The organism is Leptospira inadai serovar Lyme str. 10, assembly GCF_000243675.2.
Lineage (GTDB): Bacteria > Spirochaetota > Leptospiria > Leptospirales > Leptospiraceae > Leptospira_B > Leptospira_B inadai.
Map to the genome: position 1 here is coordinate 100,467 of NZ_AHMM02000017.1, position 24,552 is coordinate 125,018.

Sequence of the window (24,552 nt, forward strand, 5' to 3'; positions counted from 1 at the left end):
AAACTATCCTACCGTATTGAAAATCTTCGCAATTTTTCGAATTAAAAACCGAGGAGTAATCCTAACGGATTGTGCCAAAACTTTATTAGCAAAACCTGAAATAACGACGGCCCGCCCGCTCTTTACCGCCTCGTATCCCAATTTTGCGACGTCATGCGGAGTCGCTTTCGGAACCATAGGACTATTAAAAAGTGCAGAACCGTCCATTTCGGCTCTCTTAAAGAATTCGGTACTCGTCGGTCCGGGACAAAGACAGGTTACCGTGACTCCTAGTTTCTTTAATTCTTCGGAAATTCCTTCCGAGAAAAAAAGTACATATGCCTTACTCGCGTAGTAGTTCGCCATCAACGGACCCGGTTGGAAGGCGGCAGTCGAGGCCACATTTAGGATTTTTCCGGAGTGCCTATCGACCATATCCTTCAAAAACAAATGAGTCAGCGCGACGAGCGATGTCACGTTCACTTGGATCATAGATAATTCATGATTTAAATCTAATGTATCGAAGCGACCGTTCGTGCCGAATCCGGCATTGTTTACGAGTAGGTCGACTATCGCTTTTTTCTTTTTCGCAAAATCGTAGACCTTCTTCGGACTTTTAGGATCGGATAAATCGAGAGCAAGAAAATCCGTTTTCGCGCCCAAAGATTCCGTTTCTTTTTTCACTTTCGCCAACGCTTTCGCATTTCTTGCTACGAGTATCAAATCGTATCCGTCGGACGCCGCCAATTTCGCTATTTCATAACCGATCCCGGTACTTGCTCCGGTTATTATGGCCGTTTTTTTCATCGAATAAGCTCTCCTTAGCCGCCTGACAATTCCAGGTGTGAGGGCAATACTATTCGAAATTAGAAAGCGGGGAAAGAATAAAAATCCTAGGTACGAATTAGTTGGCCCGGCCAACCGAAGAAAAAAGCTTTACGACCCGATTTCTCCCGAAAGGATCCGATACCCTATGACACGTTTATACGGATATCCTATCAGCAATTACTCCAATAAGGTGAAGCTCTTTTTGTTGGAAAAGAACATCGAGTTCGAAGAGATACGTACCCCCTATTCCCAGGACGAAGAATTTCTGAAGAGAAGTCCGATGGGAAAGATCCCGTATATTGAAATCGAAGGACATTATCTTTTCGAATCCCAGGTGATCATCGAATTCGTAGAGGCTAGTTTCCCGAATACGAAGCGACTCTTTCCGAACGATCCGTTGGAAGCCGCTTTAGTAAGATCCATAATTTCGATTATAGAAAATTATATCGATACCCCCGCAAGAAGAGTGTATACTCCCGGCTTACAGCGAGAATCCGTTCCAGCCGAAACGATCGAGGAGGTGCGAATATCGTTGAAGAGAGCGACATCGGCTTTAGCAAGAGTCGTTAAATTCTCGCCTTTTATCGCGGGATCCGAATTTACTGCGGCGGACTGTGCCGCTTTCGCCACTCTTCCCCTTGTCATCGATAATCTAAGCGAATGGATTTCCCCCTGCCCGATAGAAGAATTACCCGGTTTGCAGGCTTATTTAGAGATGATGAATTCTCTTCCCGGGCCCGCAAAAGTGGAAAAAGCAAGGGCAACGATTATGAAAGCTTTACGTAGAAGTAGAAAATAAGGGAACTCTCTCGCAAATTACAGGTCGCCCGTAATTTATTGTGCAGCGCGATCCGATTTTCAAAATTTCGGATTTGAATTCGTATAAAATTCAAGTTGTATTCGATTTCAAAAAATCTGGTTGACTCGCGCCGTTCTGAAATTAACCTTCGAGTGGCCTTATGGAAACAGAGAAAGTCATTTCCGTCCCAATCAAAGAACTTCCTCATCTGAAAGTAATCCTCGCGGGTTGGTATAACTTCCTTAAGGACAGCTATGACCAAAAAAAAATCGACGCGAGTGCCTTTAAGGACTCTTTAAAAACCAGCGTCGTTTATAATATCGATTCGGATCAGATCGAGCTCCTGCTGTCGGGAACCGAACAGTTACTTCAGAATTTCCGCAAGAACCTTTCCTGAATTCCCGAGTATCGCGACCGAAATTATCTTTCCTCGAGAGACTCTAGTCCTCTAAAAATCCGGATCGCCGGTCGGGTATCCGCTTTAGGCGACTAAATCGTATAGCCGTAGCAGGGCCTCGGGCCTAGGATCTCGACCCAGGAATTTTCGGAATAAGTTCATGGCGTTTTCGGATCCGCCCTTTTCCAGAATATTATTTTTATAACTCTCCGCGAGCGGCGTATCGAAGATTCCTTTCTCCAAGAAGGCAAAGAATGCGTCGGCGGCCAGAAGCTCCGCCCACTTATAACTATAATAACCTGCGGCATAGCCTCCCGAAAAGATATGCGAGAATCCGTTTTGGAATTTATTATAGGAAGGCGGTTGCAAAATTCCGACCTCTTTACGTACTTCGTCGAGTATTTTCTGCACTTCGCTTTCCGTATGTTTTCCGATATGAATTCGCATATCAAAAATTCCGAATTCTAGCTGACGCAAGACTCCTAACCCCGCCAAAAAATTTTTAGTCGCTTTCAATTTATGGATCAGGACTTGCGGCATCGGCTTCCTGGTCTGATAATGAAACGCGAAGAATTGTAGAACCTGCGGTTCGAACGCGAAATTCTCCAAAAATTGCGAAGGAAATTCCACAGCATCCCATTCGACTCCGTTGATTCCGCTCACGGGCGGTTCTTCCACCTTCGTACAAATATGGTGCAAGGTGTGGCCCATCTCGTGGAATAGAGTCACAACATCGCTATGCTTTAATAAGGAAGGAGATCCATCCTTCGAGGGAGGAAAATTACAAACTACGAATGCGCTAGGCAACACTATGCCCTGCGGTGATCTATTCCGGGAAGCCCAGTTATTCATCCAGGCGCCGCTCTGCTTATCCTTTCTGGATTCAAGATCCAGGTAGAGCTGCGCTCGCATTTGAGATCCGCTTTTGAGTTGATAGACTTCCACTTTCGAATCCCAGGTCGGCGCGTCGGTTTTTATCAATTCAAAACCGAATAGTTTTCTAAAGAATTCGAACGCACCTTTCACGACCGAATTTTTTTCGAAGTAAGGTCTGGTTTCCTCTTCGTCGAAATCATACGACTGCTTCTTTAATTTCTCCGACACGTAGGCAGTATCGAAAGCCTGCAGATCGTCGATGCCTAGCGTCTTTGCAAATTCCGATAATTCTTTAAATTCTTTTTCCGCAAACGGTTTCGCCTTCCTTCCTAAGTCTTCCAAAAAATTCAACACAGTCTTAGGCGAATCCGCGACCTTTGTCGCCAAAGAAAGCTCGGCAAAGTTGGAATAACCCAGCAATAAAGCCTCTTCGTCCCTCAACTCTAAAATTTCCTGGATTAGTTTTCCGTTCTGAGGGGCTTTGGTAACGTAAGCTTTATATAATTCTTCCCGCTTATTTCGATTCGTACCGTACGTCATATACGAAATATAGCTGGGAAACTGAAGCGTAAACGAGTATGACCCGTCCGAATTCCTGTATAAGGCTTTATCCGCTTCCGGGATTTCTTTTACGTCTTCCTCCAATTCGATTCTCATTTCATAGGCGTTCGTAGCATCCAGAAGATTCTGCGAAAATTGATTGTCCAGATCCGAAAGGCGAAGTTGGATCTCCTGTAGACGCTTCTTCCGTTCAGGCGGAAGTCCCACTCCGCCTAATTTAAACTGTAGTATCCCGTCTTCTAGGACCTTCCTTTGCGGCTGGTTCAAGGATTCTTTCTCGCGATCCAAAATCGTATTGTACGCGTGAAAGAGTCTCTCGTTCTGACCGAGATCGGAATAAAATTCGGTTATTTCGGGTAGAATCTCCGTATAATTTCTCTTAGACTCCTCGCTATTCTTAACGCTATTTAAATGAGACAATGCCGTAAAATCCAAATGAAGGTCCTGAAGAGAATCGTTTAACGGTCTTATTAAGGAATCGTAAGTAGGAGAATCTTGAACTAATAATCGTGATAAGAGTTCTTTAGACGAGGAAATTCTCGCACGTATCGAATCTTTTAGTTTTTCCAAAGGCAGGTTCGGAAATTCGCGAAAAGGAAGAGTTTTGTCCATTAAGAACAGAATCCTTAAAACCTCGAAAAGCCGCATCCTTTTTTGCGGTATAATCTTGACAAAGCTCATGCTATCGATTCCAATTCCGTCGAGAGCCCGCATTATGAACAATCCGAGCATTCTTATTTTATTGTGTATAGGATTGCTACTCGAATGTTCGGGTACTATTCTGCCGAAGTTTCCGCATGCGGACGGTCCTTGTAACGGTGAAAATCTACCAGTCTTGATTCAACCGGAAAAGGATATCTTGGCCGGAAACGGACTGCTCACAACGTATTGCAAAAGTGAAATTACACCGTCGGGAGTCGAATTACGAATTACGTATGTATTTCAGGATGAGATTCATCCGAATCTCATGAAGGACTTCTTCTACAGAATTTATAGAAGATTCAAATATGGACGCACTGCCGATATAGAATCGATTCGAGTAAAATTGAATCCGGAAGGAAACCTTTCGGAAATCGATCTGACCAACGTTTATTCCTCGGACCAGATCTTTTTGCAGGACCCGGTCGAACATTATGATTCCATTCTAAAACCGACTCAAATGGAATTTCGAAATTTACGACCGGTTCTGTTCGTAAATACTTGGAACCATATGTTCGGAGAAAAGGACACGAATCCCGATCTTCCGAAAATGGAAATTCTCGGAGGAGAACTCAGGTACGGATCCAGGGAATTACTGGAAAGCTATTTCAAAGGAAGGTTGTGAAAAAGCCTTTTCCGAGGACCTAATGCGGAAATCCTAGGAAAAATTAAAAGAAAGGCAGGAGCTCCATGGCAAAAATTCCAACCACCCCGTTCGCGGAACTGGCACCTAAAACTCCGGTGGATACCGGTAAGGTCAAACGGGGAGTCTACGGACGTTATCTTGAAGAATTTACCGAAGGAGCGATCTTCGAACATCCTCGGGAACTCACTATCGACAGGGCGTTTGCTCAGGAATTCGCGACCACGTTTATGGAAGCCAATCCCCTTTTTCTTTCCGCTCCTTATGCCCAAGCGCACGGTTTTAAGGATTTATTAATTTCCCCGTTAATGGTTTTCAATCTGGCCTTATCGCTCGGAGTCCAAAATGATTCCGAAAAAGCTCTCGCGAATTTAGGCTATTACGACGTTCAGTTTCTAAAACCGGTCTATCCCGGGGACACCCTCTCCGCAAAAACTAAAGTGCTGAAAGTGGACGATAAAGGTCCCGATAAACCGGGAATCGTTCATGTGCGCACGATTTGCCTGAATCAAAATAGGGAACTAGTCCTGCAGTACGAACGAAAAATCATGATCTATCACTCGAACGGAAAACCGAAAGGCACTCCAAAGCCGGTGGTAAAAGAAGCGTTCTTTCCGGAGACGAATCAGCCTCAAATCGAATTACCGAATCTAAAACTTCCGAAAGGTTTCGAGACCGCAACTTGGTCGGATACGTACTTTGAAAATTTCGAGGGGGGTCAAATTTATATTCACCAAAATGGAAGAACTATCACCGACGAACATTTCCCCTGGACGTATCGGGTCGGGAACACTCATCCTTTGCATTACGATCGATTATATTCCGCCGGAATTTCCGGGCCGATGGGAGGAGACCCAGTCGTTTACGGAGGGCTCGTATTCGCCTGGTTATGCGGATTAGCGTCTCGGGATACTACGGAGAATGTTCTTTGGGATTTGGGATTTACCGAGGGATATCACACACAACCTTCGATCAGCGGCGATACGGTTACGGCAATCTCCAGAATCCTCGCGGTGAAGGATAGAGGAAACGAATTCGGAATTCCCGCAGGAGAAGTTCATATCCAGTTCATCGGCTTGAAGAACATCAAAGCGAACGACGCCTTTGAAAAATTCGGCGAAGAGCTTTTCTTAAAGGAAAACGACAAGAAGAAATTAGGAAAGGAAAAACTTCCGGAAAAGATTTTCGAAATCGAGCGGAAAATTCTCGTTAAGAAAAAGTGGTAAATCGCATCGAACGACGGAATTATCTATTCCGTCGTTTTTCTCAAAGTAACAAAATAATAAAATTGTAGTTTTATTTTTACTCGCTGGCGGCTTCGATCCGACGATATGCGATGCCGATTTGCAAAAACATCAAAGAGCAAAAAAGGGCGGATTTTTTATAAAAAACCGCTCGGTATCCGAACGCCGAAAAGAATTAAGATTTTTCTAATGTTGCACTCATGGAACCTTTTGAGACGGCCATTCTTGGGTCGGGCCCGTAGGTCAAAATAAGTTCCTGCACATGTTCGGCGTGTTCGAATTCTCCCGCAAATACGACCGTCTTCTTTTGCGTATCCACTTCTACCGCATGACGAAAGGCTTGTTCCATAGTCATGGTACAGACTTCCATCAGCATTTCGATCACATAGTCATACGTATGTTCGTCATCGTCCCAAAGTACTACTTTCCACGGACCGCCCGTTTTTGCGGGGTCCTCAACTGTAGTCTCTTCAATGACGGGTGTCTGGGACATTTTTAACTCTTACCCGAAGCTTTCCCCAGGTCGATTGGCTTTTATTTCGGAAGAAATGCGGGTTATTTTAATTGAATCGCTTTCCGGGCTAATTCCACAATATTCTTAGATCGAAGGCCAAAATAGTCGAGCAATCCCGACCAGGTTCCCGATTTCCCGAACGTATCTTTCATTCCTAATTTTAGGATTCGAACCGGATATTCTTCCGAAAGAAACTCGCTAACTGCGGATCCGAGTCCGCCGACCACATTATGCTCTTCGCAAGTTACGACGACACCGCAAACTTTCGCATATTTTAGAATAGCGTCTTTGTCGATCGGCTTAATCGTCGCCATATTCAATAGAGTCGCTTGTATACCCGAGGATTCCAATTCTTTGACGGCGATCATGGCTTCGTTTACAAGCACGCCGTTTGCGATAATCAGCACATCCTTACCTTCGCGAATGACCTCCGCCTTACCGATTTCGAATTTATAATTTTCCCGTTCGATTAGCGGCACGTTGGGGCGCCCCACTCGTACATAAACCGGACCCTTATATTCGGTGATTGCACGAATGACTTGCTTAGTTTCGTTATAGTCCGAAGGACAAATCACGACCATTTCCGGAATGACTCTCATCGTTCCGAAATCTTCGATGCATTGGTGGGAAGCGCCGTCTTCACCGACGGTAATTCCTCCGTGGGAAGCGACTAATTTAACGTTCAAAAACGGATAAGCGATACTGTTACGGACGACTTCCCAGGCTCTTCCGGAAAGAAACATCGCAAAGGAGGAAGCAAACGGCACGTAACCGGCCAGAGCAAGACCGGCCGCATGTCCCACTAAATTTTGCTCGGCGACTCCAATATTGAAAAATCGATCCGGATATGCTTTTGCAAATTTATTCGTCTTTGTCGAACCGGAAAGATCCGCATCCAGGACGACAATGTCCTTTCGTTCCGCTCCCAATTCGTGCAGAGCGTCTCCGTACCCGTCACGGGTAGCTTTTTGGTCGGTAGTGGAAACGGAAGGAGCTCCCATTAGCCTTTCAAAGCCTCCGCTTTGTCGGTTTTTTCCCAGGTAAAGGTTTCTCCGCTACGACCAAAGTGACCATACGCGGCCGTTTCGCGGTATTTTCTGCCTTTTTCCAGCAGTTTGAGCGACTCGGTGATTCCGCGAGGAGTGAGTTTGAAATTGGCACGAATTCGTTTTACGATCTCCGCCTCGGGCAGAGTTCCGGTACCGAACGTATCGACATGAACGGAAACGGGCTCGGCAACTCCGATCGCATACGCTAATTGAACCTCGCATTGCGAAGCCAGTCCGGATGCGACAACGTTCTTCGCGATGTAACGCCCCATGTATGCCGCAGAACGATCCACTTTAGAAGGATCTTTTCCCGAGAAGGCGCCTCCACCATGACGACCGTAACCGCCATACGTATCCACGATGATTTTACGGCCGGTCAATCCGGTATCCCCGTGAGGTCCGCCGATGATGAATTGCCCGGTAGGATTAATAAAGAACTTCGTGTCTTTCAAAAAGTTTGCCGGAATTACTTTCTTAATACATTCTTCGATAACGGTTTCTTCGATCGTCTTATGATTTACATCCGGAGTATGTTGAGTCGAAATAACGACGGTATCCACTCGAACGGGTTTTCCGTCTTTGTATTCGACGGTAACCTGGGATTTTACGTCCGGACGCAGCCAAGCGAATTTCTTTCCGTGTCTAAGCTGAGCAAGGTATTTGACTAGTTCATGAGAATAATAAATAGGCATCGGCATGAGTTCCGGAGTTTCGTTGATCGCGAAGCCGAACATTAGTCCCTGATCTCCTGCTCCTTGTTCCTTAAAGAGCCCTTCTCCCTCGGTAACTCCCTGAGAGATATCGGGACTTTGCGCGTGTATATGAGTCGATACAACCGCGAAATCGGCGTCGAATCCCATAGTAATATCCGTATAACCGATATCACGGATAACGTCCCTGGCAATTTCGGCAGCGTCCACTTTTCCTTTGCTAGTCACCTCGCCGGCAACTACAACGAGATTGGTTGTCACTAAAGATTCGCAAGCAACCCTTGATTTCGGATCCTGTGCGAGGTAAGCGTCGAGAATAGCGTCTGAAATTTGATCGCAGACCTTGTCGGGATGACCTTCCGAGACCGATTCCGAAGTGAAGATAAAGTCTTTCAGGGACATTAGGTTTAATTCCTACTAATTCTATCTTGGCGGGATTCACAATCCCGTCATAAAACTAAAAACCTCCGGAACCTGACGGTGTCAAGTGAATCCGACCCGGAAGTTTCCGGTCTTTCCCCTTGCAAGGCAAATTTAAAGCAATCGTTCGGAAATTGATTTGTAGGATTTTCCAGGAAAGAAAAAGCTTTTCCGAGATGAAAATTCGGGTTTCCGATATCAAGGTCAAAAATCGAATTCGCAAGGATTTAGGCGACCTCCAAAGTCTTCGCACTTCCATTCAAACTCTCGGCCTTTTGCATCCGATCATTATCGATTTAGACAATAAACTGGTTTCCGGGGAAAGACGACTCGAGTGTGTTAAGTCTCTTGGTTGGGAATATGTGGACGTTAGAATCGTGGACGTTCAAAGCAAAAAAGAACGAATCCTAATCGAGGCCGAAGAAAATAATGTCCGCTTACCTTTCTCCTCCGACGAGCAAGATAGAGTTCGCAAACTCCTGCAACGCTATTCTTACACGAGCTTTTTAGGAAGGCTTTGGGCTTGGTTATTGGATCTTTGGGACTGGTTCATGGACTGGATTTTCAGAAAATAATAATTCCGTTAGCCTCACTAAGGTGGAAGTCTCGGAATGTTCTGTTCCGAAATCTTTGCTCATTTCGGAACTTCAAAATTCATTATCCCGTAATTCAATTTCACCTAACTACAAGTAAAAGTCCTCGACTTTTACTTCGTTCATTCAATTTTTTATTGTGCAAAATCGGCGATCGAATTCCTTCTTTTTGCGCTGCCAAAAACCGCGAGAACAAAAAATTATTAATTCGATTTACAAAAACAAAACGGTTCCTTAGTGTGAGCAATCCATACCAAGGAGAGTCTCCCGAATGAAAAAGTCTTTGATTCTTATGGTGTCTGCAATTCTTGCGAGCTTTACTGCTTGTCACGGCGGATTACCATCTCTTAAAAGCTCCATCCCACTCCCAGATACCGGACTTAGCGCTCCGTCAGTTCCGGGTGTTGCCGCTCCAAAACCGATGTTAGGTTATTCTGAAACTGTTAACTACTGGGGATTCATTAAGCCTGGTCAAAAAAGTGACGGAATTGTAGACGGAAATAAAAAAGCATATTATCTATATGTTTGGGTTCCTGCTGCAGTTGCTGAAATCGGTGTTCGTATGATTTCTCCTACCGGTGAAATCGGAGAGCCAAGTTCTTCGGACATCGTGAGTGATAGCTTCAAAGCCGCTACTCCGGAAGAAAAAAGCATGCCGAACTGGTTCGATACTTGGGTCCGTGTCGAGCGTATGGCGGCAATTATGCCAGACCAAATCGACGCGGCTTCCAAAAAACCGGCGGTTCAAAAACTGAAAGACGATGATGACGGCGATGACACTTACCATGAAGAGCGTCACGCAAAATACAACTCTCTCACTCGGATCACCATTCCGAACATTCCAAAAAGCTTGGACGAGTTGAAAAACATCGACACTAAAAAACTTTTAGTTCGCGGTTTATATAGAATCGCTTTCACCACCTACAAACCAGGTGAAGTGAAAGGATCCTTCGTTGCTACGGTCGGCGTTTTAGGCGTTCCGGGAACTCCTGGACTTTCTCCGATCGTTCATTCCAATCCTGTTGAATTAGAAAAACAAGCTATTGCCGCGGAAGAAGCTCTTAAGAAAGCTCTTTCCGGAGCTAAAAAATAAGCTTCACTCTATATAAACAAATCGGACAATGCCGGAAAAACCGCCGAAAGGCGGTTTTTTTATGCCTACCGCATTCAGAAGACAGAGGTCAGAGGACTGAAGACAGAAGCTGCGCGATATTGGAAAAGTAATAGAGGACGGGGGAAAATCCACTCTTAGCATAAAAATCTTTCTATAGTACGTGGAAACGCCGCTTATCAATGTTCTGTCCTCAGTCTTCTGTCTTCCGTCCTCTGAAAGTCCTCTGTCTAAGAATAAAAAAAGAGAAGCAAGGATTTACCGTTGCTTAAATTTACGGTACTATAACCAAGTTTCACCGAAGTATTACGTAAATAAACGTACGTTCAATTCTAGACATACCGGGAGTGCTCCAATGATCGAAAACAATTATTTTGTCGAGAACGAAGATTTATCGCAACAAGTCCAGTCGGTAATCGATTGGAACGAAATAGTAGAATCGTTCGAACAAGGATTTAAAGACCACCAAGAATTCCAGCGCTCAGGGAAAGAGGAATTAGCGATGGCTCCGGGTTCCGTCCAAGAGGCCGTAGAATATTATAAATCTATACTAGAATCCGCAGGTGAAATTGCAGGTCTTGAAATAGCGCCGAAAGCAAAGGAAATGGATGCGGAAGGTTTAAAGTATGCCGATGGTAAGGTTACTTTCCCCCCGGCCATGATGGAAGGTCTAGCAAAAGTGAAAGAGGCCGGGATTTTACCGTACTCAATCGGACGAAAGTTCGGAGGATTAGGAATTCCAGCCACGATTCAAGCAATGCTTATGGAAATTTTTTCTAGAGCGGATGGTGCGTTTGCAATCGCAATCGGTTGCATGAATCTAGCGGAGACGATTGAACGCTTCGGATCGGAAGAATTGGTTCGGGAATACGTTCCAAAAATGGCAGCCGGAGACCTTTGCGGTGCTATGGCTTTAACCGAGCCTAACTACGGTTCCGATCTTCCCAATCTGCAAACTAAGGCAATCAAAGACTCTTCCGGAACATGGAGAATCACCGGAGCGAAACGATTCATCACTCACGGGTGCGGGTTCGGTACGATTCCTTCCGTAATTCTAACTCTTGCAAGAACCGGTAGCCCGACCAGCGGAGCGAGAGGACTTTCTTTTTTTCTTGTAAAAAGCAACGATGTTCAGATCGCCGGGATAGAAAAGAAAATGGGACTTCATTGCTCGCCGACCTGCGAAGTAGTCTATGAGAACTCGCCGGGAATTCTTATCGGAGAGGAAGGGTACGGTTTAGTACGATATTCGATGGCAATGATGAACGGCGCGAGACTTTCCATCGCCGCCCAAGCCCTGGGAATCGGAACCGCCGCCTACTACGAGGCCAAAAAATACGCCCAAGAGCGTGAGCAGTTCGGAAAGAAAATTCAGGATATTCCTGCCGTCAGAAAGATGTTGGAATCGATGGATAAGGAAATTGCGGCTATGCGAGCCATTTTGCAGGAGGCCTCCCGCTCTATCGATCTTTATCATTGGAAATCCGAACATCTCAAAGAAGCCGGAATGGATGAAAGAGAAATTAAGAAAGACGAAACGATTCGTAAATGGGAAAAGCTGGCAAACCTCTTCACTCCACTTTCGAAATACTATATCACGGAACAAGCCAACAAAATCGCTTACGATGGATTGCAAATCCACGGAGGTGCCGGATATACGTATGATTACGACATTTCTAGAATCGTACGGGACGTTCGAATCACCAATATTTACGAAGGGACCACGCAATTACAGATAGTCGCGGCAATCGGTGGCGTGGTTTCAGGTTTAAGCCCAAAAGGACATTTACGGCAGTATTTAGAGGATGAGATGGCAAACTTCCCCAGTAGTGCGCTGCTTTCCAAAGTGAAAGAGAAATTAGAAATCAATTACGGTTTATATACATCCCTCGAAAGCGGAGACGATAAAGACGAAGTGGCATTCGAGTTAGTGGAATCCACCGCCAGAACCGTCATCGGACTCCTGCTTGAAAGAGGCGCGAATCGACTTTCCGGAAAACAAAAGGAAACTCGGCTAGTTTTAGCAACGGGTTATAATCTGGATAGCATGGCGATCTTGGAAAGCAACCGGATTCGGATTCAAAATAAAAAGCGATAAGGATCAGCGATTTATTTCGACTCTCCCCTGTTTCGCGAGATTCGTTTTTTACGACCCGATGCGTCAGCGTCAAATAGAAAAACAGGGATTTGTCGAGTTACATCCGATCTAAACCTCAAAGAGGAAGCTAGATCGGAAGAAAGAATTCAAAACGTGATCTTAGACGACAACCGGAAATCGAACTATCGCTTCCGGTGTTTAAGTCTAAGCTTCTTTTTTCAGAATTTTTGGTATTCTATCCCGTACAGTAGAAGAACCTAATTCTTGAATTTTATCGGACTCGATTATGATAGTACCTTTTAGATCCGCCCAGGCGGCGTTTAACATCGCCTTAGCGACTACCGATCCTTCTATCGAACGGTATTTCCTAAAAGGTCCGATTAAAATCGGATTTAAGAACATTGCGAGTATCGCCCCGATTTTTTCTCCTATTCTAAATTCCTTACGATCGCCTTCCAAGAGAGAAGGTCGAAAAATACCCAAATATTCGAATCCTAACCGGGAAATTTCCCCTTCCACCTCTCCTTTTACTTTATTATAAAATACGATGGACTTCGAATCGGCGCCTAAGGAGCTAATCAGGGAAAATCCCCTCACACCGTTAGATTTAGCCGCCTTGGCAAAGGAAATCGCATAGTCAAAGTCCACTTTTCGAAAATTCTCTCGAGTTCCGGCTTGCTGAATCGTCGTACCTAAGGCGGAGAATGCATCGGTAATGCCTTTCGGAAGATCGGGAAAACGATTCCAGTCCACTAGTATCGGCTCCAGCTTGGGATGCGACCAAGATAAGGGTTTACGAACTATCACATAGACCTTGTCCCAATCGGCATCCAGCAAAAGTTCCCGTACCAATTGACCACCGACTAAACCGGTTCCGCCGGCGACGACCGCGATTCGATGTTTCATATTCCACCCCGATGTACGGAAAAGATGCTCCTACGGAGCCTTTTATCGTCCAGATATTTCTAACACTTTAAAAGCCGCTTAGACCCGATAAAATCTCTCAAGTGTCTTTTTTTCTTCTCCCGAAAGCAAAGTACGCCACTCTCTTTCTTCTAAATCTTCCTACCCGAAACCTGATAAAGAATTGATACCTCTGCCGGATAAATTATGCTCCGGTCATGTCGTATCCAGCTTATCTACCTAAATTCTTCTGCAAAATTCTTGAAACGACTGACCGAAGTAAAATGAATGAATCCTGGAGAAAGGTGGTCGAGAATGAGGAAAAGATCGGGGCCTACGTGTCCAACGGATTTAGATATATTCTGCTTTTATTCTTTGCCTTTCAACTTCTAGCGAATTTGCACACGGGAAACCCTTGGATTAACGGTATCGGTATCGGTCTATTTGCCGCCATAACTATCGGACATAGTGTCGTAATTCGGACCTGCCCTCGCTGGGCGATTTCCGTTTATTCTTACATCGCTCTCGTATCGGATTTTGCGATCATATCCGGCGTATTGATTTCTTACACTTTCTTGGCGAGTCCGGACAATCTAGGTTTCGCTTTAAAAAATCCGATCCAAACCTACTTCTTTTTCCCCCTCGCATTTTCACTCGTGCAATTCAGATTACGCTTGGTTCTTCTCAGTGTAATTCTTTATTATACGTTCTATTTCGGCTTTTTTGCATATGCGGAATTCGTGGGTAAAATCACATACGCGACCGATTGGAAGGATTACGTGATGGGACCGAATCTTCTTTTAGGGGATGCCTTCGCCGGGCGCCCGTTAGCCTATCTAATCCTGGCTTTCTTCTTTTGTTTCGGAATATTAAGAACGTTGATTATGATTCGAAGGATCGGAGATGCGGAAGCTCAGAGAAGCTTACTTTCCAGGTATTTTTCGCCCGGGATGGTTACCGAGATGATGGCTAATCCGGAAGTACTCACCGGCAGGAGACAGACTGCAACGATTCTATTTACCGATATTCGGAACTTTACGGCTCTTTCGGAAAACATGGATCCTGTCGAGCTCGGTAAATTTCTTTCTTCGATCCGTGAAATATTGACGGAATGTGTTTTTGAATTCGGAGGCACCTTGGATAAATACATAGGAGACGCGGTCATGGCTACATTCGGAACCCCGTATCCTTCCGATGATCCCGCCGCCGACGCAATCAAGGCTCTTAGTTGCGGGAAGCGGATGTTAGAGCGCTTGGGTGAGTTTAATACTAGGCGTATAGCGAACGGACATCCGCCGGTAAACATCGGTATCGGGATTCATACGGGTGAAGTATTTTCGGGAAATATAGAAACGAGCCAAAGAGCCGAATTTACCGTTATCGGAGACGCCGTAAATACCGCCTCGCGAATCGAATCCTTAACCAAGAATTTTGGGAAGGAATTTTTAGTTTCGGAGGAAACCTGGAAACTCGCCGGAGCGAATTTTAACGGAGAAACACTTCCTCCGATTCAGGTGAAAGGAAGAGAAAAATTAGTTACTGTTATCGCAGTAGGACTATGATCGATGTTATCCTCCCAGGAAATTCAGTTTAGAAAACCGAAAGGACTCAGCCAGTTCTTCCTAGTAACGGATATAGGATTTATTTTATACTGGGGAATCACCTCAATAAAAATCATCCCGGATGAATTTTTATTTAAAGATTATAGCGACCCGATTTTATCCGCTTGGAACTGGTCCTTCCTTCCATTGGATCTTTTCATCTCTTTTACGGGATTAACAAGTTTATACTTGTTTAATAAGCGAATTTCAGCTTGGAAAAATTTTGCGATCCTGTCCTTGGGGTTCACGATCGCATCCGGAATTCAGGCGATTTCGTTTTGGATCATCCGCGAAGACGTTTCACTTTTATGGTGGGCACCCAATCTATATTTAATTTTCTATCCTTTGTTCTACGTCCGATTCTTATTAAAAAATTGATTCTCGGCAGTACAGAAGACAGAGGACTGAGGACAGACGCGTTCGCTTTGCTCACGCTAGACAGAAGCTGCTCGAAGTTGGGAAGGCAGCTGTGGTAGAGGACCGATTTACTATAACGTAAGAATCTTTCTGTAGAGCAAGGAAGCTCGGCTCACCAATGCTCTGTCCTCTGCAGAAGACAGAGGTCAGAAGACGGAAGACAGTAGCTGCTAGACGTTGGAAAAGTAATAGAGGTAGAGGAAAGATCCAATATAACACGAGAATCTTCCTCTAGAACGTGGGAGTTCCAACATAATTCGTTTTTAAAAAAATTCTTGTCAGGGTATAGGAATAATTTTCTGTCCTCTGTCCTCTGTCCTCTGTAAGATGAAACTTTCGAAGGACCTATTTCACTCCGGCCTTTTGCAATTCTTTCCCCAATTGGCCGGTTATAGTGCAGAAGAACATTCGCCAATCACTTAAAAAAGATTTTATAGGATACGTAAACGTTGCCGGGCGGTTCTTCTCTATAAAGAAATGTCCGATCCAAGCAAATAAATAACCGCTGAATAGCGCTCCGAGTAAATACCAAGGATTTAAAAACGCTACCGCAGATATGATCCATCCCAGCGCGATAGAGGTACCGATGAAGTGCAGGACACGATTCAATTTATTGGAATGCTCTCTTAAATAGAAAGGCCAAAATTCCCCGAGCGTAGTATAATTCGTTTCTTGAGACATGTAATACTCCAATTCGCAGGATACTCTTAATTCGATCTCTTCGCAACCTTAAATCGACCTCGAATTCGCGATATAGATCATTTGTTATAAAAAGAGAATTGCGAGAAATCGGATCTAACGAACCGATCGATTCCGAGCAAGATTCCGGATTAAACTAGAATCCTAGGACGCAAACTGAGCCTTTCTTAAGACAGTATGCGCTCGGACCTCCCCTTCAATCGGAGGCTCCGAAACTCCCAGCGCTCGTATTCTGATTCAATTCGAAAATGGTCGGAAAGAATCGGTTCGTCTCTTCCCGCCGTTGATTCATTTGAATCGGAATTCACTTCCGGAATAGAATGATAAAACCCGTCGTTCCTAACTCCCTTTGCAAGATTTAAAGTCTTTTCCCTCCCCTCCTCGATTTCACTAGAGGATGGGGTCGGGAAATTTCTTTGCAAGTGCGCAGAATCCATCCGTGATTCCAAGGATTCTATAGTCTCAATTTCTTCCAGAGAGCGACTGTACCGTTCTCAAACTTTTTATTGGCATCTTTTATCCCGATTCGATTTTTTTTCGAAAAATAAGGCTTGTTCCCAACTTCTTTGCCGGATTTAAATTAAAAATAGAGCGGCTCAAGAACACAAAAAGAGACATAGAATCGGACCTTTGCAGGGCTGATTCTTTCTATCCGGCCAGTAAATCCCGATAGGAATTCTTCTATGAAAGCAGCCAGAATCAGGAATTTAAGCCCTTACGGTCATTTTAAGACAAAAATTAGCACTCTCTATCTGAAAGTGCTTGACGATTTTCGGCTTCCTAGTTTTTTCTAAAAGGAAGGCCAAGCACTCTAATAATCAAAGTGCTAAGGAATTATTTTAAATCTCAAAGGAGAAAAAGTCTATGGCGATTAAACCACTAGGCGACCGCGTGCTAGTCGAACCGAAACAAGAAGCCGAAGAAAAAATCGGTAGCATCTTTGTTCCCGACACCGCGAAAGAAAAGCCCCAAGAAGGAAAAGTAATCGAGGTTGGAAGCGGTCGTTACGAAGACGGCAAGCTCGTACCTCTAGAAGTTAAATCCGGAGACGTAGTTTTATACGGCAAGTACTCCGGAACCGAAATCAAATCCGAAGGCAAAGAATACCTTATCATTCGCGAAAGCGATATTCTTGCCGTCGTGAAGAAGTAATCCTTAGGAGGAAATTAAAATGGCTAAAATTATCGAATACGACGAAACAGCGAGACGCAAACTCCTAGAGGGAGTCAACAAATTAGCGAATGCGGTGAAAGTGACTCTCGGACCGAAAGGCCGTAACGTAGTCATCGACAAAAAGTTCGGCTCACCCACCATCACGAAAGACGGTGTTACTGTAGCTAAAGAAATCGAATTGGAAGATTCGATCGAGAATATGGGCGCTCAAATGGTTAAGGAAGTATCCACCAAAACCAACGACGTTGCCGGAGACGGAACCACCACTGCAACGATTCTTGCCCAATCCATCATCAACGAAGGATTGAAGAACGTTACCGCAGGCGCAAACCCGATGGCTCTCAAGCACGGAATCGACAAAGCCGTATCGGCAGCCGTGGAAAGTATCAAAAAACGTTCCGTAAAAATCGAAAATAAAAAAGATATCGCGAACGTTGCAACCATTTCCGCCAATAACGACAAGGAAATCGGAAATCTAATCGCGGACGCAATGGACAAAGTCGGCAAAGACGGAGTCATTACGGTAGAAGAGGCAAAATCCATCGAAACGACTCTCGACGTAGTCGAAGGTATGCAATTCGATCGTGGATACATTTCTCCGTACATGGTAACCGATCCCGAAGCGATGATCGCGACTCTAAACGATCCCTACATTCTCATCTATGATAAAAAGATCGCGTCCATGAGAGATCTTCTTCCGGTTTTGGAAAAAGTAGCTCAAGCAGGACGTCCTCTTGTAATCATTTCGGAAGAAGTGGAAGGAGAAGCTCTCGCAACGATAGTCGTAAACACTCTCCGTAAAACGATTTCCTGCGTCGCGGTAAAAGCACCCGGATTCGGCGATCGTCGTAAAGCGATGTTGGAAGATATCGCTATTCTTACCGGCGGACAAGTGATTTCCGAAGATCTCGGAATGAAACTGGAAAACGCTACCGTTCAACAACTCGGACGCGCGAAAAAAGTCATCGTGGATAAGGAAAATACCACCATCATCGAAGGACAAGGCGCTTCCAAAGACATCCAAGGTCGCGTAGGACAAATCAAAAAACAAATCGAAGACACTACTTCGGAGTACGATCGCGAAAAACTGCAAGAGCGCCTTGCGAAACTCGCAGGCGGGGTTGCGGTCATTCACGTTGGTGCAGCTACCGAAGTCGAAATGAAAGAGAAAAAGCATCGCGTCGAAGACGCTCTTTCTGCTACTCGTGCAGCAGTGGAAGAAGGCATCGTTCCAGGCGGCGGTTTGACTCTTCTGAAAGCTCAAGAAGCGGTAGCTTTACTCAAACTGGAAGGCGACGAAGCGACCGGAGCAAAAATCATCTTCCGCGCTTTGGAAGAGCCGATTAGAATGATCACTTCTAACGCAGGTTTGGAAGGATCGGTCATCGTCGAACAAGCCAAAACTAAGAAAGGAAACGAAGGCTTCAACGCTCTGACTATGGTTTGGGAAGATTTACTCCAGGCCGGAGTCGTCGACCCTGCAAAAGTAGTCCGCTTTGCTCTGCAAAACGCTGCATCCATCGGTTCTATGATCCTAACTACCGAAGTTACGATCACCGACAAACCGGAAAAAGACGGCGGCGCACCACCGATGGGTGGAATGGGCGGTATGGGAGGAATGGGCGGCATGATGTAAGCCGACCGTTTCTTTCGAAGCGTCCAAAAGCCGGGGAAGAAATTCCCCGGCTTTTCTTTTTCTAAACGCTTCTAAAGTCGAATCCCGAAAATTCTGCTATAATTCTTACCAGCATTCGTCGTGTTACTATATAAGATTTGTAGAATGGAATATTTGCTGTAATCGGTCTGCAACTCGTATTCCCAATCCCAAAGCAACCCGCCAATACCGGGTAACGCTAAAATTCCCATCGAACGATACCCTCTCTCCGGCCTAGCACGATAATAATATAAACCGGGACCGATGAGCATCGTATCTTCTCCGGTCGAGATCGATTCGCTTCTGTAGTATAGCAGACCCAAGCCGACCATATCGTATCGACCGTTTTTACCCGAGGAAAAATATCCGAGCACGGGCGGAACATACGTGGAGACTTCGTTCCCGTCCCGATGATAATAATACGCGGGAAGGAAATTCGCGATACTTTCCCCCCCTGAACGCTTGAGACGAAGCCACAGGAAATTCGCATCGGAGTAATCCTGAGCGGATTCATATCCTGCGATCAATCCACCCAGAACCGCCCAACGTGTTCGGTTTGCATCATATTCTCCGTGAAACAATCCTAAAAAGACGTTCACGTTTCTCCTTTGAAGCGCCAATTCGCGATTGACGTCCAGTATTCCGGCAAATCCCCAACGATCTATTCTCTTATCGACATACGAATAGGACCCTAATGCGAACCAAAAACTGGACTCAGCGCTAAGTCGACGAATTACGAGGGGGAAAAAACCCCAAGAATCCGAATTGGAACCTTTGATCGAATAGATCGGACCGAAAATGAATCGGGAACGACCCGACTCGGAATCTCGAGCAAGATCGAAAAGTATCGCCAGATTGAAGTGGAAGGAATTTCCGGAAGGCTTAGATTCCCGGTTATAATAAAATAAAGGGAACATATAATTCTTCGTAGAATCGACTTTTCCTTTTTCACTCGTCGATTCCTGTCCGGAAAAGGAGACTAGCGGAAAAACGGAAACGTCCGTCGAACTCTCCCGGTTGTTTTTATAACTATTATAGGAAAGTAATTTAAGAAAGCTGAATTCTTTCGATTCCGCATCCGCCTCGGAGACAAGTCTGTTATAATAGAATCCCAACCAAAAGGCAGTGGTCTCCTTTTGAGAAGCGGAAGTATACAATGTCGGAAAGGGTAGCAAAAAGAAATTCCTGCTACTTTCCTCCCGAGCATCGCCGCCCTTTCCGATCGTAGAGAAAATACCGATCGGACTCACCGAGAGAGAATCCCATGACCCGGAAGTTTGGTCGGTTCTTTCAAAATAAAACGGCAGTCCCCAAATCGTTCTGCTTTTTACTCCTGCAATATTCGTTTCGCTGTCCGAATAAAACGGATACAATGCAAAGGAGGATTCCCGCGGTGACTTTGTCCTATTTCCGAACAAAAGAATATTCAACGAATACGAATCCGGTTTCGAATCGTATCTGAATAGAATCGGAACCGTGGTCTTACTGTGAATGACCACCTCCTTCTCCCTCTCGACTTCGGAAAAGTAAAACGGAAAAATCGACAGGGATTCCCTCTGCCCGGTAACGGAACTGGACATTTCGGACGAAACTAATCCGAACAGAGTCCAATAAGATCTATCCTTAGTTTCGTTGGAATAATATCCTAAAACGAATCGAGTCGCTTCGAATGAATCTTTATAGAAATACAGGGCCAGTGGAAATACGATATCCTTCCTTACGGATTCCTTTTCGGACAAATAGGATTCCCTATAGCGATAGTAGATCGGAGTCAGCATTTCGGAAGTCGAGGAAGAGCCGTCTTTCTGAAGATAACGGCTCGAGCTGAACAAAAGTGGAATCAGAGTTTTCGATCTAACGTAGTCGTTCGATTCGGCGGTATCGGAAAAGTAGAACGGAAATAAATTAGTTTTCGAAAACGTCGCAAATTGGGTTTTTACGGCGGAGGTGGAAAATACTCCCAACACATTCGTATACGTAGACCTAGGGTCCGAAGAGGAATAATAGGCAAGGAAGAAAAAGCGGCTCGAATCTCCGTTTCTTTTATAATAAAGTCCTAATGGAATCAAAAAATCGATTTTCGTCGTCTTTTCCTTCGGTTCGCCGGGAGCCTTGGAACGATTGTAATAATAAAGAGGAAAGAGAAAACTAGTCTCGGAACCGCCTGAAATATCGCTGAAGGAACTGTAGTAAGACAATAGAGTCAGAACCTTGGAAGAGTAATTTCCGCCCGCCCCGCCTTCGATAGAATCGTATTTACGATAATAGAACGGGACAAAAAGTTGATATCCTTCCCGCTCTTGATTACCCAAAACCGAAGACGTCTTAGTATCTCTCGAATGAAAAAGAGGCAAAAGAATCGAGTGAAAGTCGGAAATTTCGGCCTGAGAGGAAATTTCCTTTTTATTATAATATAATATACTTATGGTACGATCCGAATTCGGAGACGAATCGTGGACGACCAAGGGAAATATCCGGAACCCCCAAGAATTCGGAGAATGGTAGGTTCGAAAGAAAGGCCAGAGCACCGAGTAATCCTTGGTATCCCCTTTTTTACCTCTTTGGAATCCGAAAATCATCCAAGCTTCTTGAAAATCGGCGGCATCGTCCTGCCTGGCATAGAACGGAAAATAAACGTTATACTCTTGGTCCCCGATTTTACTTTTGAAAATCGGCGGCAAAAGCCAAATCGTAACCTTGTCCTTGGTCTCCTCCGACCAAGAATACCAAGCGAGAGGTAAAAGTCGGAAATGCCTTCGATCATCTCCTTTCTCGTAGCTTAAAATCCCGAATAGGGTGCTGAATCCGAAAAAAGATTTGGACGCATCGCGGGAAAGCGTTTTGTATTTTCTAAGTCCGTCTTCATTCGCGTCCGGAACCGGACCGGAGCTAACCGGGAACTTCTTGGTGTTTTGCGGATCGGTAGGAACATTCCCGTTTTCGGCGAACGAATTCTCCCGCTTTCTCTTCCACCATAAAATCGAGTCTTTAGAAATGGATTCCCGGTAAGATACTCTTATCAAGTTGTAAAACCAGGCAAAATCCGTGTCCAGATACAGTTCTTTTTCTGTCATTCCGATCGAGGCAGAGGCGGATCCCTGAAATGTTCCAAGAGACTTAGAAGAAGAAAAGCCTGCTATATTCAGATCAAGAGATTTGTCCTCTTCCTCATATTTCAAATAAAAAGGCAGAAAGACGGACGCCTTGCTCCTAGGAGTGTCCCAGAAATAGTAAATCGGTAGGAGAAATTGGGAACTTTCTTTTGCGACCCGATCTTCCTTGGAAAAGTACAGTACTGCCCAGGTTCGATCCAACTCCGGCGATCGCTTTACGTAATGAAAAATACCGAACGAAGAGTAATCGTTTTCTTCGTACCCGAATCGAAAGAAGAATGGAACGAAAACTCGAAAAACGTTTTTATTATGGTAATAAAGAGGAAACGCATATCCGTATCTTTGATTACCGGAACCGTCAAAGCCTCTGCCGCCTAAACCCAAAATATTCCAGTAGGATCCCGACTCGGAGTTCCCGGAAAAGAAGATCGGGTAAACCCGTAAACTCGATTCCTTCTCGCTATCTCTTATTTCCAGCGGACCGAACAAGGAATACGAACCCTTTACATCTCTATTTCTGAAAAAGAGCGGAAAAAGATAGGAATAGGAGACGTCTCCTTCCTTCCAGTTTCCGAGGATCCCGGCGAAATTCCAGTAGGAACCGATTTGCCATTTCCCCGAATAGAAAAGCGGGTAAATTCGAAAGGAAGATTCGAGATGGTTGCTTTCCAATTCGACGGGGCCGTACAAACCGTAAGACCTGGAAGCGGATTCCGACTTCAGAAAGAAAGGGAACAAATAGGAATACGTATCATTTCCCTCTTTTCCCTTTCCCGCTAATCCGGCAAAATTCCAATAGGAACCCGTAGGAGACGATCCTGAAAAATACGCAGGATAGATTCGAAACGTCGAATTCGGTCCGTTACGAGACGTTTCGATAGGGCCGTATAAATCGTACGAACTTTGCGCCGATTTTGTCCGAAGAAAAAAAGGAAACGCATACGAGTAAGCGTTTCCCCCATCCTTCCCTGCTCCGAATAAACCTGCGAAGTTCCAATACGATCCCGAAGAAGAGACCCCGGAATAATAAAGAGGGTACACTCTAAACGAAGAATTCCGATCGACCGAGGAAAATTCGACGGGTCCATATAGACTGTACGATGCCTGGGGGGAGGAAGTCTTTACGAAGAACGGAAAGGCATACGCATACCGGTCCGGACCGTCTTCTCCTTTCCCGAATAACCCTGCAAAATTCCAATAGGAGGTCCCCGGAGAATTACCCGAATAGTAAAACGGATAAATCCGGAAGGAGGAAGATGATCCACGTTTCGAAAATTCCACGGGACCGAATAGCGAGTACGATTCATGATTCGATTCCGTTGTAAGAAAAAAAGGAAACACATAGAAATATTTTTCCGGACCGTTTTCCCCTTTTCCGGCGATTCCCGAAAAATTCCAGTACGATCCTTGGGGAGACGTACCCGAGAAATAAACGGGAAGGAAGGTAAAATAAGAATTTTTTTCGTAAAACAGAAGCGGAAAAAGGTAGGCTCCCTTTAAAGAATCGTCCGGATCGGTATACCATCCGCTTAAATACAGTAAATTCGTTCTGGTTCCGGAATCTTTAGCATAACCTCTAAAGAAAATAGGAGTGTACCAATTGGATTTGAGGACTTCTCCGTTCTGCTCGGAAGTTACTTTAAATGATAGTAATAAAGGAATTCCTGTTACTTCTTTCTTTTCAGGCTGTCCGAAAAGAGCGTTCTCCGACCAGGCTCGTAAATAGAACGGAGATAAAAAAATCCCTTCCGTCCCGTCTTTCCTGGACTCGTAGGAAAAAAGAGGCAATAAAGTTAAATGAGATTTTGCTTTTCCCGAGCCCCAGTATACTAAAGGCAAAAGGGCTCCATAATCGGAATCTTGATCCCTTCCTTTGTGAAAAATCAGAAAATGAGTCCAACTCGAACTCTCCGTAGTTTCTTTAAAGAAAAGAAGCGGAAGCATATACTGAAAGGAGTTTTTCCCTCCATTCGCAAACTCACGATTCCCCGTGCCGGCCAAAGGAAGAAACGAAGGAAATCTATATGTTTCCTTTTTATAATTCGTGTTTTGTTCGTAGGAATAATAATGCAACAGAGAGAAGTTAAAACTCTCCTTAATTTGACCCTGGTCCACTTTTTGACTGAAATAAAAAGGAAAGGACCAAGATTGATAGGACGGGGAATTCTTATCTTTGAGATAATAATAGAACGGGTAAACCGTATATTCTTTGAACTTCGGGTAGTCGGTATAGCTTACGGCAAAGAAAGCATCCCACGAAAAATGATCCTGCCAGGATTCCACTTTCATGATGATCGCGCGGACAGGATATTTTTCCTCCTTTTCACTTCCGTAAATCGGTTTTCGTTCGCTAGTCAACTCGTCGAAAAAATCCTTAGGTTGCGCTTCCAAAATCGAAGTGGAAACTAGTTGGAAGGAAATAAGAACGAAGCAGAATTTAACCGGTAAATTTAAAAAAAGTTTCATACGGC

General features: G+C 44.8%; 19 protein-coding genes. 11 read left to right on the forward strand and 8 right to left on the reverse strand.

The window, feature by feature from the left end:
* Window positions 1–3: 3 nt before the first annotated feature.
* Window positions 4–786, reverse strand: coding sequence for an SDR family NAD(P)-dependent oxidoreductase (locus tag LEP1GSC047_RS09755; protein WP_010418687.1), 783 nt, complete (start codon window positions 784–786; stop codon window positions 4–6).
* A 166-nt stretch (window positions 787–952) separates the two neighbouring features.
* Here LEP1GSC047_RS09755 and LEP1GSC047_RS09760 point away from each other — a divergent pair, with 166 nt between their 5' ends.
* Window positions 953–1,606: a glutathione S-transferase family protein gene (locus tag LEP1GSC047_RS09760; RefSeq protein WP_039934787.1), complete on the forward strand. Its 654-nt coding sequence runs from the start codon at window positions 953–955 to the stop codon at window positions 1,604–1,606.
* A 160-nt stretch (window positions 1,607–1,766) separates the two neighbouring features.
* Window positions 1,767–2,003: a hypothetical protein gene (locus tag LEP1GSC047_RS09765; protein WP_020988715.1), complete on the forward strand. Its 237-nt coding sequence runs from the start codon at window positions 1,767–1,769 to the stop codon at window positions 2,001–2,003.
* Window positions 2,004–2,087: 84 nt separating this feature from the next.
* Here the strand turns inward: LEP1GSC047_RS09765 and LEP1GSC047_RS09770 are convergent, their stop codons facing one another.
* Complete coding sequence (locus tag LEP1GSC047_RS09770) at window positions 2,088–4,052, reverse strand: M3 family metallopeptidase (protein WP_052580693.1); 1,965 nt, start codon at window positions 4,050–4,052, stop codon at window positions 2,088–2,090.
* A gap of 103 nt (window positions 4,053–4,155) precedes the next feature.
* Between LEP1GSC047_RS09770 and lsa23 the strand changes: the two genes are divergently transcribed.
* Both lsa23 and LEP1GSC047_RS09780 read left to right on the forward strand, forming a co-directional pair.
* The gene (gene lsa23 / locus LEP1GSC047_RS09775) at window positions 4,156–4,764 is read left to right on the forward strand and encodes a surface adhesion protein Lsa23 (protein WP_010418676.1); all 609 of its coding nucleotides are present in this window, start codon (window positions 4,156–4,158) and stop codon (window positions 4,762–4,764) included.
* Window positions 4,765–4,829: 65 nt separating this feature from the next.
* A complete protein-coding gene (locus LEP1GSC047_RS09780) occupies window positions 4,830–6,008 on the forward strand; it encodes a MaoC family dehydratase (protein WP_010418673.1) in 1,179 nt (392 codons plus the stop codon).
* A gap of 193 nt (window positions 6,009–6,201) precedes the next feature.
* Here LEP1GSC047_RS09780 and LEP1GSC047_RS09785 read toward each other — a convergent pair whose 3' ends face one another.
* From LEP1GSC047_RS09785 to metK, 3 genes are all read right to left on the reverse strand, one after another.
* Window positions 6,202–6,519, reverse strand: coding sequence for an ATP-dependent Clp protease adaptor ClpS (locus tag LEP1GSC047_RS09785; protein ID WP_010418671.1), 318 nt, complete (start codon window positions 6,517–6,519; stop codon window positions 6,202–6,204).
* Between the two features lie 62 nt (window positions 6,520–6,581).
* Complete coding sequence (locus LEP1GSC047_RS09790) at window positions 6,582–7,541, reverse strand: transketolase family protein (protein ID WP_010418669.1); 960 nt, start codon at window positions 7,539–7,541, stop codon at window positions 6,582–6,584.
* Window positions 7,541–8,701 (reverse strand): methionine adenosyltransferase, encoded by a 1,161-nt coding sequence (metK, locus tag LEP1GSC047_RS09795; RefSeq protein WP_010418667.1) that lies wholly within the window; start codon window positions 8,699–8,701, stop codon window positions 7,541–7,543. The genes LEP1GSC047_RS09790 and metK overlap by 1 nt, the downstream gene beginning before the upstream one ends.
* Before the next feature lie 194 nt (window positions 8,702–8,895).
* On the opposite strand from metK, the gene LEP1GSC047_RS09800 reads away from it, so the two are divergent.
* The 3 genes from LEP1GSC047_RS09800 (at window position 8,896) to LEP1GSC047_RS09810 (ending at window position 12,521) form a co-directional block, all read left to right on the forward strand.
* Complete coding sequence (locus LEP1GSC047_RS09800) at window positions 8,896–9,294, forward strand: ParB N-terminal domain-containing protein (protein WP_039934791.1); 399 nt, start codon at window positions 8,896–8,898, stop codon at window positions 9,292–9,294.
* A gap of 289 nt (window positions 9,295–9,583) precedes the next feature.
* Window positions 9,584–10,405, forward strand: a complete 822-nt coding sequence (gene lipL32 / locus LEP1GSC047_RS09805; RefSeq protein WP_010418663.1) for a major surface lipoprotein LipL32 — start codon at window positions 9,584–9,586, stop codon at window positions 10,403–10,405.
* A 373-nt stretch (window positions 10,406–10,778) separates the two neighbouring features.
* Window positions 10,779–12,521 (forward strand): acyl-CoA dehydrogenase family protein, encoded by a 1,743-nt coding sequence (locus tag LEP1GSC047_RS09810; protein ID WP_010418661.1) that lies wholly within the window; start codon window positions 10,779–10,781, stop codon window positions 12,519–12,521.
* 204 nt (window positions 12,522–12,725) lie between these two features.
* On the opposite strand, the gene LEP1GSC047_RS09815 is transcribed toward LEP1GSC047_RS09810, so the two are convergent.
* Complete coding sequence (locus LEP1GSC047_RS09815) at window positions 12,726–13,427, reverse strand: oxidoreductase (protein ID WP_010418660.1); 702 nt, start codon at window positions 13,425–13,427, stop codon at window positions 12,726–12,728.
* Window positions 13,428–13,708: 281 nt separating this feature from the next.
* Between LEP1GSC047_RS09815 and LEP1GSC047_RS09820 the strand changes: the two genes are divergently transcribed.
* On the forward strand, window positions 13,709–14,986 hold the full coding sequence (locus tag LEP1GSC047_RS09820) for an adenylate/guanylate cyclase domain-containing protein (protein WP_020988760.1): 1,278 nt from the start codon (window positions 13,709–13,711) through the stop codon (window positions 14,984–14,986).
* A 3-nt stretch (window positions 14,987–14,989) separates the two neighbouring features.
* Window positions 14,990–15,403 carry a DUF5360 family protein gene (locus tag LEP1GSC047_RS09825; RefSeq protein ID WP_010418655.1) on the forward strand — a complete coding sequence of 138 codons (414 nt, stop codon included), beginning with the start codon at window positions 14,990–14,992 and terminating at the stop codon, window positions 15,401–15,403.
* Between the two features lie 384 nt (window positions 15,404–15,787).
* On the opposite strand, the gene LEP1GSC047_RS09830 is transcribed toward LEP1GSC047_RS09825, so the two are convergent.
* Window positions 15,788–16,123 carry an Mpo1-like protein gene (locus tag LEP1GSC047_RS09830; RefSeq protein ID WP_010418652.1) on the reverse strand — a complete coding sequence of 112 codons (336 nt, stop codon included), beginning with the start codon at window positions 16,121–16,123 and terminating at the stop codon, window positions 15,788–15,790.
* 882 nt (window positions 16,124–17,005) lie between these two features.
* On the opposite strand from LEP1GSC047_RS09830, the gene groES reads away from it, so the two are divergent.
* Entirely contained in the window at window positions 17,006–17,293 is a 288-nt protein-coding gene (gene groES, locus LEP1GSC047_RS09840) for a co-chaperone GroES (RefSeq protein WP_010418648.1), read from the forward strand.
* 19 nt (window positions 17,294–17,312) lie between these two features.
* Complete coding sequence (groL, locus tag LEP1GSC047_RS09845; RefSeq protein WP_010418645.1) at window positions 17,313–18,950, forward strand: chaperonin GroEL; 1,638 nt, start codon at window positions 17,313–17,315, stop codon at window positions 18,948–18,950.
* A gap of 71 nt (window positions 18,951–19,021) precedes the next feature.
* On the opposite strand, the gene LEP1GSC047_RS09850 is transcribed toward groL, so the two are convergent.
* Window positions 19,022–24,547 carry an LA_1737 family protein gene (locus tag LEP1GSC047_RS09850; protein ID WP_010418642.1) on the reverse strand — a complete coding sequence of 1,842 codons (5,526 nt, stop codon included), beginning with the start codon at window positions 24,545–24,547 and terminating at the stop codon, window positions 19,022–19,024.
* Window positions 24,548–24,552 lie beyond the last annotated feature (5 nt).